This is a genomic window from Mycolicibacterium sp. 624, assembly GCF_040548615.1.
Classification (GTDB): domain Bacteria; phylum Actinomycetota; class Actinomycetes; order Mycobacteriales; family Mycobacteriaceae; genus Mycobacterium.
Genome location: NZ_JBEPRZ010000003.1, coordinates 756,134 through 769,107 on the forward strand (window position 1 = coordinate 756,134; position 12,974 = coordinate 769,107).

At 67.3% G+C, this 12,974-nt stretch carries 12 protein-coding genes; 4 read left to right on the plus strand and 8 right to left on the minus strand.

Annotated elements, in window-relative coordinates:
* Positions 1 to 8: 8 nt before the first annotated feature.
* Positions 9 to 440, minus strand: coding sequence for a D-aminoacyl-tRNA deacylase (dtd, locus tag ABIA65_RS16475; RefSeq protein WP_354524196.1), 432 nt, complete (start codon positions 438 to 440; stop codon positions 9 to 11).
* A gap of 27 nt (positions 441 to 467) precedes the next feature.
* On the opposite strand from dtd, the gene ABIA65_RS16480 reads away from it, so the two are divergent.
* Positions 468 to 1,019 (plus strand): hypothetical protein, encoded by a 552-nt coding sequence (locus ABIA65_RS16480; protein ID WP_354524197.1) that lies wholly within the window; start codon positions 468 to 470, stop codon positions 1,017 to 1,019.
* On the opposite strand, the gene ABIA65_RS16485 is transcribed toward ABIA65_RS16480, so the two are convergent.
* The 3 genes from ABIA65_RS16485 to ABIA65_RS16495 all read right to left on the minus strand — a co-directional run bounded on the left by ABIA65_RS16485 (position 1,016) and on the right by ABIA65_RS16495 (position 4,546).
* A complete protein-coding gene (locus ABIA65_RS16485) occupies positions 1,016 to 2,428 on the minus strand; it encodes an HNH endonuclease signature motif containing protein (RefSeq protein WP_354524198.1) in 1,413 nt (470 codons plus the stop codon). The genes ABIA65_RS16480 and ABIA65_RS16485 overlap by 4 nt on opposite strands.
* A gap of 180 nt (positions 2,429 to 2,608) precedes the next feature.
* Positions 2,609 to 3,883 carry a histidine--tRNA ligase gene (hisS, locus tag ABIA65_RS16490; RefSeq protein WP_241399342.1) on the minus strand — a complete coding sequence of 425 codons (1,275 nt, stop codon included), beginning with the start codon at positions 3,881 to 3,883 and terminating at the stop codon, positions 2,609 to 2,611.
* On the minus strand, positions 3,884 to 4,546 hold the full coding sequence (locus ABIA65_RS16495; RefSeq protein WP_241399343.1) for an MBL fold metallo-hydrolase: 663 nt from the start codon (positions 4,544 to 4,546) through the stop codon (positions 3,884 to 3,886).
* A gap of 174 nt (positions 4,547 to 4,720) precedes the next feature.
* On the opposite strand from ABIA65_RS16495, the gene ABIA65_RS16500 reads away from it, so the two are divergent.
* Both ABIA65_RS16500 and ABIA65_RS16505 read left to right on the plus strand, forming a co-directional pair.
* The gene (locus ABIA65_RS16500) at positions 4,721 to 5,599 is read left to right on the plus strand and encodes a peptidylprolyl isomerase (protein WP_354524199.1); all 879 of its coding nucleotides are present in this window, start codon (positions 4,721 to 4,723) and stop codon (positions 5,597 to 5,599) included.
* A 36-nt stretch (positions 5,600 to 5,635) separates the two neighbouring features.
* Positions 5,636 to 6,685 (plus strand): peptidylprolyl isomerase, encoded by a 1,050-nt coding sequence (locus ABIA65_RS16505; protein WP_241399345.1) that lies wholly within the window; start codon positions 5,636 to 5,638, stop codon positions 6,683 to 6,685.
* A 10-nt stretch (positions 6,686 to 6,695) separates the two neighbouring features.
* Here ABIA65_RS16505 and ABIA65_RS16510 read toward each other — a convergent pair whose 3' ends face one another.
* Positions 6,696 to 7,037: an ArsR/SmtB family transcription factor gene (locus tag ABIA65_RS16510; protein ID WP_354524236.1), complete on the minus strand. Its 342-nt coding sequence runs from the start codon at positions 7,035 to 7,037 to the stop codon at positions 6,696 to 6,698.
* Between the two features lie 112 nt (positions 7,038 to 7,149).
* Between ABIA65_RS16510 and ABIA65_RS16515 the strand changes: the two genes are divergently transcribed.
* A complete protein-coding gene (locus tag ABIA65_RS16515) occupies positions 7,150 to 8,358 on the plus strand; it encodes an MFS transporter (protein WP_241405697.1) in 1,209 nt (402 codons plus the stop codon).
* A 12-nt stretch (positions 8,359 to 8,370) separates the two neighbouring features.
* On the opposite strand, the gene ABIA65_RS16520 is transcribed toward ABIA65_RS16515, so the two are convergent.
* Genes ABIA65_RS16520 through ABIA65_RS16530 form a run of 3 tightly spaced genes read right to left on the minus strand, consistent with a single transcriptional unit; the run spans position 8,371 to position 12,971 of the window.
* Positions 8,371 to 10,734: a RelA/SpoT family protein gene (locus tag ABIA65_RS16520; RefSeq protein WP_241399346.1), complete on the minus strand. Its 2,364-nt coding sequence runs from the start codon at positions 10,732 to 10,734 to the stop codon at positions 8,371 to 8,373.
* Positions 10,735 to 10,776: 42 nt separating this feature from the next.
* Positions 10,777 to 11,319 carry an adenine phosphoribosyltransferase gene (locus tag ABIA65_RS16525; RefSeq protein WP_502919577.1) on the minus strand — a complete coding sequence of 181 codons (543 nt, stop codon included), beginning with the start codon at positions 11,317 to 11,319 and terminating at the stop codon, positions 10,777 to 10,779.
* Entirely contained in the window at positions 11,316 to 12,971 is a 1,656-nt protein-coding gene (locus ABIA65_RS16530; protein WP_241399348.1) for an ABC transporter substrate-binding protein, read from the minus strand. The genes ABIA65_RS16525 and ABIA65_RS16530 overlap by 4 nt, the downstream gene beginning before the upstream one ends.
* Positions 12,972 to 12,974: the final 3 nt, after the last annotated feature.

Genomic DNA, 12,974 nt, shown 5'->3' on the forward strand with positions numbered 1-12,974 from the left:
CTATGGCCTCACAGCTCGAGAAGCACGGTCACCGGGCCGTCGTTGACCAGTTCCACCGCCATATCCGCGCCGAACACGCCCGTCTGCACGTGGGCGCCCAGTGCCCGCAACGCGCCGGAGAACGAGTCCACCAGCGGCTCGGCCACCGCCCCAGGGGCCGCGGCGTTCCAGGACGGTCGCCGTCCCTTCGCCGTATCGGCATACAGCGTGAACTGACTGATCACGAGAATCGGGGCGTCGAGGTCTGCGGCGCTTCGCTCATCGTCGAGAATTCTGAGCCGCCAGAGCTTTTCGGCCATCCGGACGGCGATGTCGATATCGTCGGTATGGGTGACGCCGACGAGTGCGAGCAGACCCTGGCCCAGTGGCGCGATCTCCCCTACCACCTCGCCGTCGACTGTCACCCGTGCCGAGCTGACCCGTTGAACCAGTACCCGCATGGTCGCAGATGGTGGCACACTCCGGGCATGGCTGCACCGGTCGAACCCCGGATCCTCGCCGAGGTCGGTGGTCTCGCGGTGGCCGAACAGGGCCCGCTGGTCGTGGTGGTCGACCGTGGCACCGGACCGTGGGCCACCTTCGCTTTCGTCTTGGCCGTGCTGGCCCTGGTTTTCGGCGGGTTCGGCGCAGTCACCCTGGCGTTCGCCGCCGCCGGCACGACCGTCGTGCCGTGGTGGCTCAGCGCGGTGTTCCTGGCGGCGGGCATCGGGGTCGGACTTGGAGTGCTTGCCGTTGTGCGCTGGATCCGACGCATCTGCGCGACACAGTTGAGCACCTATCGGCCGGTTGCGGTGTTTGACCGCGCCCAGCGCGTGTTCACCGACGGTGATGGTGTTGTCATCGCACCGCTGGACCACGTCCGGTTCCAGCGCCAAACCCAACTCGCGTCGAGTTCGGAGATGCTGGTGGCGGTAACACCAGCGGGTAGGCGGATCATCAAGCGCGGCAACCCCTTCAACGGCGGTCTCGGAAACCTGGAATCGGTTCTGACCGCGGCCGTGTTCGGCCCAACGGGTTAGGGACCGCCGCATCGACTGCCGTCATCCACGGACGGGTCGTCCTCGGGTGGCTCGTCCTCGGGTGGGCGCAGCATGTGTTCGGGGTGGTGGAAGTCGTTGACGCGGGCTTGGCCGGTGTCCAGGTGTGGTGGTGGGATCCATTCGGTGCGGCCGTCTTTGCGTTTTCGGGTGATCCAGTCGGTGCATTCGATGAGGTTGTTGTCGGGTCCGCAGGCCAGGGACAGCTCGTCGATGTCGGTCTGGCCACCGTTCTTCCAGTCCGCGACGGCGTGGTGGACTTGGCATCGGTAGCCCGAGGCCATGCAGCCGGGCCGGGTGCACCCGCGGTCCTTGGCGTAGAGCACGATCCGCTGCGCCCCGGAGGCGCACCGCTTCGTGCGCCCGAGGTGCAGGGCTGCGCCGGTGTGCTTATCGAACACCGCCAGGTAGTGGAATGCGTGGGCGGCCTGTGTGATCAGGTCAGCCATGGGGAGGCGGGTGCCGCCGGCGGTGATGGCGTGCCCGGCTCCGGATTCCAGGTCCTGCAGGGTGGTGGTGACGATGATGGTGGTCGGCAGCCCGTTGTGCTGGCCCAGCTGTCCCGAGCACAGCAGGTTGCGACCCATCGCCAGCAGGGCGTCGTGGCGGCGTTGGGCCGGGGTGCGGGAGTCCTTGTCCACGGCCTCGGTGTTGGGTTCGCCGTCGATGGTCGGGTTCTGATCGGCGGGGTTGCACATCCCGGGGGCGCCCCATTTGGCGACGATGGGTTCCAGGGTGGCGGCCAGCTCGGGGGTGATCCACCCGGTGAGCCGACGCAACCCGTCGACACCCTGGTTGCCGATGGTGATGCCGCGGCGGCGGTCGTGTTCAGCGTCGGTGAAGTCCCCGTCGGGGTGCAGCAGCGCCAGCAGCAGGTTGGTGGTCTGACGCAGTGCCTCGGGGGCCTGTTCAGCCGCGACGCGCACCACGTCGGCCTCGACCTGTTGGCGGGTCGGGGCGTCGACGTGTTCGGGGAGTTTGGTGAAGAACTCCCGGATCACCTTGATGTGCTCGGTGTTGATCTGTCCGCGTTCCTGGGCGGCGGCGGTCTGCTCGAGCACTGGGGGTAGGGGTTGGCCGGTCAAGGTGCGCCGGGCGCCGAGGTCGGCGGCGGTGTGCAGGCGCCGGGCGGCCTCGGTGGCGCTGATCCGCAGCCGAAACGCCACCACCTTGCCCAGGGTGGTGTGGCCCAGCTCCAGCGGGTTGGCCTCGGCGGCCAACCGGTTGAGGATTCGATGCTCGATCACCGGTGCGCGGCGGGTGTCGTGCTCGAGCACATCGAGCAGATCCAACAGCTCTGGGTGGGTCAGCGTGTCGATGTCCAGGGCCGCCACCGCGTCCCGCGCGGCACGCAGCGCGTCCACAGCGGCGGTGACCGCACCCGAATCCATGCCTCGAACATACGTTCGGCCACTGACGGATTCTCCTGCTTTGTGACCAGTGAAACCAAAGGGGCAGAAGAGAATTCACCCATTTCGCGAGCGCGCGCAAAGTTGGCTAAACGCACGGCGTGTCGCCCGCAAACACGCGCACTCGCGGGCAGAGGAGGCTCGGTGAGAAGAGAATCGCACCTAGATCAAGCGGACCATTCCCAGCCGGGACAGCACGGCGCTGACGGCGGCGTCGGTCGCGACGTCCACCTGCTCACCGTTGGTGAGGTCCTTCACGCCCACGGTGCCGGCCTCGATGTCACGGTCCCCCGCCACCAGCGCGACCGATGCACCCGAACGGTCGGCGGCGCGCATCGCACCCTTGAGTCCGCGGTCACCGTAGGCGAGGTCGACCCGCACACCCGCCGCACGCAATTGTGCGGCCAGCTTGGCCAGTTCGAGCTTGGCGGCGGATCCGAGTGGTACCGCGAACACGTCGACGCGCGCCGTCTCACCGACGACCTTGCCCTCGGCCTTCAGCGCCAACACCGTGCGGTCGACGCCCAGCCCGAATCCGATGCCCGACAGATCCTGTCCGCCCAGCTGTTTCATCAGCCCGTCGTAGCGACCGCCGCCACCGATGCCCGACTGCGCGCCCAGCCCGTCGTGCACGAATTCGAATGTGGTCTTGGTGTAGTAGTCCAGCCCACGCACCATCCGCGGGTTGATGACGTATGCGACCCCGAGCGCGTCGAGATGCGCGAGCACGGTGTCGAAGTGCGCCTTGGCCACCTCTGACAGATGGTCGAGCATCAACGGCGCGTTCGCGGTCATCTCCCGCACGTGAGGACGCTTGTCGTCGAGCACCCGCAGCGGGTTGATCTCGGCCCGCCTGCGAGTGTCCTCGTCCAGATCGAGTGTGAACAGGAACTCCTGCAACAGTTCCCGGTACTGCGGCCGGCAGGTGTCATCGCCAAGGGAGGTGATCTCCAGCCGGAAACCGTCGAGCCCCAACGACCGAAATCCGCTGTCCGCGATGGCGATAACCTCGGCGTCCAGAGCCGGATCGTCAACGCCGATGGCCTCGACACCCACTTGCTGAAGTTGGCGGTACCGCCCGGCCTGCGGCCGTTCATAGCGGAAGAAGGGGCCCGAGTAGCAGAGCTTGGCCGGCAGCGCGCCACGGTCGACGCCGTGCTCGATAACCGCCCGCATCACCCCGGCCGTGCCCTCCGGCCGCAGAGTCACCGACCGGTCGCCACGGTCGGCGAAGGTGTACATCTCCTTGGAGACGACGTCGGTGGACTCGCCGACACCGCGTGCGAAAAGCGCCGTGTCCTCGAAAATCGGTAGCTCGATATAGCCGTAGCCCGCGAGTCGGGCGGCGTCGAGCAGACCGTCACGCACGGCCACGAACTGCGCGGACTCGGGCGGCAGGTAATCGGGTACGCCCTTGGGCGCCTGAAACTGTGTCATCTAGGACAAACCTTCGAGGAATGGGTTCAAACGGCGTTCGGCGCCGATGGTCGTCTTCGGGCCGTGTCCCGGTAGTACCACGGTGGCATCGTCGAGCACCAACAGTTTCTCGACGATCGAGGTGATGAGGTCGCGGCCGCTGCCGCCGTCGAGATCGGTGCGGCCGATGGACTCCTTGAACAGCGTGTCACCCGTGAACGTCAGGTCCACGGGCCCGTCGGTCACCCGGAAGCACACCGATCCCCTGGTGTGGCCCGGCGTGTGGTCGACGGTGACGGTCATCCCGCCGAGTTCGACCTTGTCGCCGTCGCGGTCTAGTTCGACCACCTGACGCGGCTCGCCGAAGAGCGAGCCGACGGCGAACTGCGCCAGCCGCGGACCAAATCCCTTGATCGGGTCGGTCAGCATGGCCCGATCCTCGGGATGAATGAAGGCCGGGCACCCGTAGGTGTCCGCGACCTTCTGCGCCGACCAGATGTGGTCGATGTGTCCGTGCGTCAGCAGTACGGCCGCGGGGGTCAGCCGGTTGTCATCGAGAATCTTGCGCAACCGCGGCATCGCCCGCTGGCCGGGGTCGACGATGATCGCGTCCGCCCCCTGGCCGGGCGCCAGCACGTAGCAGTTGCACTGCAACCACCCCGCCGGGAAACCCGTGACAAACACATCCCCAGTTTCCCACCTCCTGTTTTTGCGAGTCGCGCCACCCGCACTCAGCATCTGCTGGCACACTCGGTGCCGACTATGCGCTGATGTCGCCGACACGGCGGGCTCAGCACTGTCGCCGTACCGGCGACTAGGCCAACACGAGAACGACCACCTCGAGAATGGAGTGCGGCGGTGCCGACCAACGAACAGCGGAGAGCGACGGCAAAGCGCAAGCTCGACCGGCAGCTGGAGCGCCGAGCTGCCCAGGAGAAGCGCAAGCGTCTCTTCACCATCGTCGGTTCGGCGGTAGGCGCGGTCCTGGTGGTCGTGGCGGTGGTCGCGACCGTGATCGTCACCAATCGCGACTCCGACAGCACCAGTGCGTCAGCGTCCACCACAACCCCCGCGACGTCATCGGCGACTGACACACCCCCCGGGATTGCCCCGCTGCCCCCGTTCGCCGCACCCGCTGACCTCGGCGCCGACTGCCAGTACCCCGCCGCCGAATCCGCGAGCAGGGAGGTCAACCCCCCGCGCACCGGCAAGGTCCCGACAGAACCCGCACAGGTCAGCGCCAGCATGACCACCGATCAGGGCAACATTGGCCTGCAGCTGGACAACGCCAAGGCCCCGTGCACGGTCAACAGCTTCGCCAGCCTCGCGCAGCAGAACTACTTCAACGACACCCCGTGCCACCGCCTGACCACCGGCGGTCTGGCTGTCCTGCAATGCGGTGACCCGACAGGTAAGGGCACCGGCGGCCCGGGCTACGAGTTCGCCAACGAGTACCCGACGAACCAGTACCAGCCCGACAACCCAGCGCTTTCGCAGCCCGTGATCTATCCGCGCGGGACGCTGGCGATGGCCAATGCCGGACCAGGCACCAACGGCAGCCAGTTCTTCCTGGTCTACCAGGACTCGCAGCTGCCGCCGAACTACACGGTCTTCGGCACGATCGACGAGACCGGGCTGGCGACCCTCGACAAGATCGCCGCGGCCGGCGTCGAAGGCGGTGCCGGCGACGGCGCGCCTGCGCAGCCGGTGCAGATCAAGTCCGTGGCGCTGGACTGATCGACGTCTGCGGCGGACCTCTGACATGACGCTGACATGACGGTGCCGCAGGCACCCGAGGAGTACCCGCCGCTGCCGTCATCGGGCGAGTACTACCCGCCCCCGCCGCCCCCGCCCCACTACGGGGCGGGCGGCGGCTACGGAGGACCCCAGCCGACAAACGGCCTGGCGATCGCCTCGATGGTCTTCGCGTTTCTGTTTGCGCCGCTGGGCATTCTGTTCGGCCACATCTCGCTGTCGCAGATCAAGCGCAGCGGCGAGGGTGGCCGCCCCGAGGGAGGCCATGGTCTCGCGGTCGCCGGGCTGGTGATCAGCTACCTGATCACGGCGTTCGCAGCCCTCGCGATGGTGGTGGTCGTCGTGCTGGCCGCGCTAGCGATTCGCGTCGCAGGAGATTCGGGCGATTTCTTCATCAACTACCCGTCGGGCGCAGCGGCACCCCTGCCGGAGACCCCGCTGCCATCGTTCGCCCCACCGGCGACGCTGGGCGCGAACTGTCAGTACCCCGCCACAACCGAGGCGGCCAGCAAGCCGACAAAGCCGCCCCGCACCGGCAAGGTGCCAACCACCCCGGCGACGGTCGACGCCACCATTGTCACCAGTGACGGCACGATCGGCCTGCAGCTGGACAACGCCAAATCACCGTGCACGGTCAACAGCTTCGTCAGCCTCGCGCAACAGGGATACTTCGATGACACCCCCTGTCACCGCCTGACCACGTCGGAGATGCTGGGCGTTCTGCAGTGCGGCGACCCCACCGGCAAGGGCACGGGCGGCCCCGGTTACCGCTTCCCCAACGAGTACCCGACGAACCAGTACCGGATGAGCGATCCAGCTCTGCAACAGGCGATGCTGTACCCGCGCGGCACGCTTGCGATGGCCAACGCGGGCTCGGGTACCAACGGCAGCCAGTTCTTCCTGGTCTACCAGGACTCGGCGCTCCCGCCGACGTACACCGTGTTCGGCACCATCGACGAGACGGGGCTGGCGGTGGTGGACGATGTCGCCGCCGCGGCAGTCGCGAACGGCACCGACGACGGGCCGCCGTCGAATGCGGTGACCATCGAATCGGTGCGTCTGGACTGAGCCGGCTCGGTCAGCCGGCGACCTCGCGGTTCGCCTTCCCCACAACGGACTTCAGCAGGCCTGGCACCGCGGCCTCGACATCGTCTTCCCGAAGTCGCTGGTGTATCTGACCGTCGATCGCCAGCCGCTCGGTGAGGCCTGCTTCTCGCAGGATCTTAAAGTGGTGCGTCGCGGTCGATTTGTTGATGCCGTCGTAGAGCAATGCGCACTGCGTCGGCCTGCCCGCGTTCATCAGCCTGCGAATCATCTCCAACCGAACCGGATCGGCGAGGGCCGCGAGGATCTGATGCACACCGGCAACGGCCACGGCCTCGACCTGGTCGACGGCGCTGACACGGTCAGCGTGACGCAGTGTCACGGCCCACACTCCCCGGAAATCGGTTTGATGCTCATCAAACCCGAGCGTACCCTCGATCAAGTTCGATGTTCGTCAAACCCGAATACGCTTTGGAGGGACAGTGACGGTGGTCGCGGTCGACCGATCGACTGGCAATGCGCAGCGTGGGGCCTACTCGCTGCTGCTCGTCCTGTCGGGTGTCGCCCTTGGGGTCTCCGGTCTGCCTGCACCGCTGTACCGAATGTACGAAGAGGTCTGGCATCTCTCACCCCTGTCCACCACCATCGTTTTCGCGGTGTACGCCATCGCTGCCCTGGGTGCGGTGCTGGTCGCAGGCCAGATCTCCGACGTGATCGGACGCAAGCCGGTACTCCTGGGCGCGCTGGCGGCGATGATCGTCGGCCTCGGTGTCTTCCTCGTCGCGGACAACATGCTGCTGCTGATCGTGGCTCGCGCGATCCACGGCGCGGCGGTGGGTTCGATCGTCGTCGCGGGCGCCGCGGCACTTCTGGATCTGCGTCCCGAGCACGGCGTGCGCACCGGCCAGCTCAGCGGGGTGAGCTTCAACATCGGGCTGACGATTGCGATCGTGGGTTCCTCGCTGCTGGCCCAGTACGCACCGCATCCGATGCGCACGCCGTACGCGGCTGTTGCGGTGGTCTGCGCCATCGTCGGCGTCGGTGTCGTCGCGCTGCGCGAACCACACACCGCACGGTCACCCGGTCGAATCCGGATCGTCAGACCGGCTGTCCCGCTACAGATTCGTTCGGACTTCTGGTTCTCCGGACTGGGCGTGATGGCATCGTGGTCGGTTCTCGGGGTACTGCTATCGCTCTATCCCACCCTGGCCGCACAGCAGGCCGGGATCCACAACGTGGTGTTCGGCGGCGCGGTGGTCGGAACCACGGCATTCGCGGCGGCGGTGGCGCAATGGTTCGGGGCCCGTGTGCCCGCCCGGCGAGCTGCCATCATCGGTGACGTCGGCATGGCCATTGTCCTTCTCCTCACGATTCCCGCTCTGATGACGCACAGTTGGCCGTTGGTGCTGGTCGCCGCCGCTCTTCTCGGCGCGACGTTCGGCCTGGGCTTCGGGGGTTCACTGCGGCACCTGTCGAACGTGGTTCCCGCCGATCGCCGCGGCGCGACGATGTCGGCGTACTACCTCCTGGCCTACACGGCGATGGCAGTGCCCACACTCATCGCCGGGTGGGCAGCCACGAAATGGCCACTGAGTTCGGTGTTTCCCTGGTTCGCCGTGGCCGTTGCCGCCGCATGCCTGGCCGCAGCACTGGTCGGCGCCATCAACACGCGACGCGCAGGCCGCACAGCGGCGTGAGCCGTGCAGACCTCAGGCCGCCGATGTCACGCGGTAGACGTCGTAGACGCCCTCGACGTTGCGCACCACGTTGAGCACGTGACCCAGATGCTTGGGGTCGCCCATCTCGAATGTGAAGCGGCTGATCGCGACACGGTCGTTGGACGTCGTCACCGACGCCGACAGGATGTTCACCTTCTCGTCGGCGAGCACTCGCGTGACATCGGAGAGCAACCTGTGCCGATCGAGAGCCTCGACCTGGATGGCCACCAGGAACACTGACGACGGCGACGGCGCCCACTTGACGTCGATGATGCGTTCCGACTGTTGTTGCAGCGACTCGGCATTGGTGCAGTCGGTGCGGTGCACACTGACCCCACCACCACGGGTGACGAAGCCCATGATGTTGTCTCCGGGCACCGGGGTGCAGCACTTGGCGAGCTTGGTCAGCACGCCCGCGGCGCCGGGCACCGAGACCCCCACATCGTCGCTGGTGCGCTGGCGGACCGGCATGGTCGCAGGTGTCGACCGCTCGGCGATCTCGTCCTCGGCCTCGTCATCCCCACCCAACTGGGCGAGCAACCGCTGCACCACGTGCCGGGCGGAGACGTGCCCCTCCCCCACTGCGGTGTACAGGGCTGACACGTCGAGGTAGCGAAGCTCGCGAGCGAGAGCTGCCATCGAGTCCGCACTCATCAAGCGCTGCAACGGAAGTCCGCCACGTCGCACCTCGCGGGCAATCGAGTCCTTACCGGACTCCAGTGCCTCCTCGCGGCGCTCCTTGGCGAACCACTGCCGAATCTTGGCCTTCGCCCGCGGTGACACCACGAACGTCTGCCAGTCGCGCGACGGCCCCGCGTTGGGCGCCTTGGACGTGAACACCTCGACCACTTCGCCGTTCTCGAGCTTGCGTTCGAGAGCCACGAGTCGACCGTTCACGCGCGCGCCGATACAGCGGTGGCCGACCTCGGTGTGCACCGCGTAGGCGAAGTCGACGGGCGTTGATCCGGTCGGCAGGGTGATGACGTCACCCTTCGGGGTGAAGACGAAGATCTCCTGCACCGCAAGGTCGTAACGCAGCGACTCCAGGAACTCTCCGGGGTCGGCGGCCTCCCGCTGCCAGTCGAGCAGCTGCCGCATCCACGCCATGTCGTCGATCTCGGCGGTGGCGTGGCCGGCGGGGACGCCGTTGCGACCCTTGGCCTCCTTGTAGCGCCAGTGCGCCGCGATGCCGTACTCGGCGGTCTTGTGCATATCGCGGGTGCGGATCTGCACCTCGAGAGGCTTGCCCTCCGGCCCCACCACCGTGGTGTGCAGGGACTGGTACACGCCGTACCGCGGTTGGGCGATGTAGTCCTTGAACCGCCCGGCGATCGGCTGCCACAGCGAGTGAACGACGCCGACGGCCGCGTAGCAGTCCCGGATCTCATCGCACAGGATCCGCACGCCAACCAGGTCGTGGATATCGTCGAAGTCGCGACCCTTGACGATCATCTTCTGATAGATCGACCAGTAGTGCTTTGGCCTGCCCTCGACGACGGCACTGATCTTCATCGCGGCGAGCGAGGCGTTGATCTCGGCGCGCACCTTGGCCAGATAGGTGTCGCGGGACGGGGCCCGGTCGGCCACCAGGCGCACGATCTCCTCGTACTTCTTGGGGTGAAGGATCGCGAAGGACAGATCCTCCAGCTCCCACTTCACGGTCGCCATACCCAGCCGATGCGCAAGTGGGGCAATGACTTCCAGCGTTTCGCGAGCCTTACGTGCCTGCTTCTCCGGCGGCAGGAAGCGCATGGTGCGCATATTGTGCAGGCGGTCGGCGACCTTGATCACCAGAACCCGTGGGTCGCGGGCCATCGCGGTGATCATCTTGCGGATGGTCTCGGCCTCGGCGGCGGTGCCCAGGACCACCTTGTCGAGTTTGGTGACGCCGTCGACCAGGTGGCCAACCTCGCTGCCGAACTCGGTGATCAAGGCCTCCAGGGTGTACCCGGTGTCCTCGACGGTGTCATGCAGAAGCGCCGCGACGAGCGTCGTGGTGTCCATGCCCAGTTCGGCCAGGATGTTGGCCACTGCCAACGGATGGGTGATGTAGGGGTCACCGGAGCGGCGCAGCTGATCGGCGTGCCGCTTCTCTGCCACGTCGAATGCGCGCTGCAGTAATGAGACGTCCGCCTTGGGGTAGACCTCGCGGTGCACGGCGACCAGCGGCTCAAGCACCGGATTCACGGTGCTGCGCTGAGACGTCATCCGGCGCGCCAGCCTGGCCCGGACCCGCCTCGATGCGCTCGAGGTGGTCTTCGTCGTCTCCGGGACGGCCTGCGCCTCGGGGGTCACCGCGTCCGCGGGCACGACGGGCAGGGGCTGAGTCTGGGTCAGGGCATGATCGTCAGCCATTCCCACCACCTCCTGACCGTCTCACTCCGTCGAGGATATCCCTCACACCACAGTGAGGCTCGTGACCGGTAGCGGTTGGACCCGTTCGCGTCCGCCAAGGGCGCTCAATTCGAGAACCACGGCCGCTGCGGGGACGATGGCACCGCAACGCTCCAGCAGTCGCGCAGCCGCGGCCAGCGTGCCTCCGGTGGCCAGCACATCGTCGATGAGGAAGACGCGACGGCCTGCGATATCGATGCCGTTGGCTGGTATCTCGAGGATCGCCTCGCCGTACTCGAGGGCGTAACTCTCCCCAAACACCGGCGGCGGCAACTTGCCTCCCTTGCGGACTGCGAGAACCCCGGTGCCCAGCAGGGTCGCGACCGCCCCTCCCAGCAGGAAGCCGCGGGCGTCGATACCCGCGACCAGGTCGGAGCCCACGGCAATCTCGGCCAACGCCTTGGTGACGGTGGCCAGCCCGACGGCATCGGCCAGCACCGGCGTCAGGTCCTTGAACTGGATCCCCGGTTCCGGGAAGTCGGCGACATTCCGCGTCAACGCCGAGATCACCCGCGCCACCTCGGAGGTACCGCCGTCGTCCGTCACGTCTCCAGTACCCACCTGTCCATGTTCCAGCCGGCACCCCAGCGTGTCGGATTGCTGCTGACGGCGAACATCTTCGATGAGGTCAGCAGGATGCGCTGCTGACGGTACAGCGGCAGCGTCGGCATATCGGCCCACAGCACCGGAGCGCCGTCGCGCAACAACCGGGCGGTCTCCTTCGGGTCCGCCGTCACCGCGAGGGCGGCGATGATGCCGTCGATCTGCTCATTGGAGTAGCCCGACAGATTGTTGCCGTTGCCGCTGTGCAGGTCGTAGGCGTCCATTGCCGACGACCCGGTTGAGCCACTACCCGTCGCCCCGCCGGTGCTTGCGACCAACGCGTCGATTTGGTTGTCGCGCAGGGATTGTGGGCCGACGTCGGCACCGGCGGCATCGACCACCGTGATCCCCGCCGCTGCGCAGGACTTCGCGATCGTGCCCACGACGGCGGCCAGGCGCGCGTTGGGACTCTGATACCCGATTCGCACGGCCAGCGGCCGGCCATCTATCGCGTCGCGGGCGGCGTCGGGGTTGGCGACGCTGTATCGGTCGGCGTCCAGCCCGCTCTCAGAGGCGGTGAGCGAGTCCTCCGACGCCGGGTTGAGCCGGTTGTTGACGATCGGCGTCTCGGCGTTGCGTGCTATGACGTCACGCGGCGTGCACAGCGCCACCGCACGACGGGCAGCCGGATCGGCGAGTGGGCCAGCGGCGGCGAAGATGATCTGCTCGATGCCAGCCGACGAGGTGTCCGTGCGCACGTACTCGTTGGGCAGCGTCAGCGTGCCCGACGATCCCGCGGCGATGTCCACGACGTCGTAGAAGCCCTCGTTGACCCGATCCTGGATATCGGCGCCGCGCGGCCACACCGTGACCCTTGCGGTGACGGGCTTCGCGCCCCACCAGCGGTCGTTGGCGACCAGGACGACCGCACCCGCCTCTGTCACCTCTTCGAGCTTGTAGGGGCCCGATGACGGGAACTTCTTCAGATCCACACCGGGGGCCAGGTTCCACGTCTGATTCCACGCCGCGGCGATGCGCTCGACGGTCGGCCCATCGCCGGCCTGCAGCGCGGTGGTCACCCCACCGTCACCGAGGCCAAGCTCGTCGGCCAGCACGTGCGACGGCATCATCGACGTCGCCGAGAACAGCTGCCCGAAGTCGACGAAGGCGCGGTCCTGGGCGAACGCCACCCGGGCCCGTTTCTGGCCAGGAGCGCAGTCGATGGTCGCGATGTCGATGTAGCCGGCCCGGCTGGCGGCGTCGAAGGCCGGGAAGCGGCCCGACTGCGCGGCCCAGGCCAACACCATGTCATCGCAGGTGATCGGCTTGCCGTCGGAGTACACGGCACTGTCGTTGATCTGGTAGTCGAGCACCAGCGGGGACCGCCCGACCACGGCGATCGAACCGAAGTCACGATCACCGACGATCTGCCCGTCCGGCCCGTGATAGTTGAACCCGGTGAGCGCCCGCGCGAAGGCCTGCGAGCCGCCCGATGCCGCTCCGACAACCGTGTTGGTGTTGTAGGTGGACAGCGCGCCGTCCACGGCGTAGTCGATGTCCTCTGCGGCACTACCCGAGCACGCGGACAGCGCCAGTCCGGCGACTAGCGACAGCGTTGCCGCCAGGATCGCGGGTCGCCGGAACCGGGCAGTCATAGC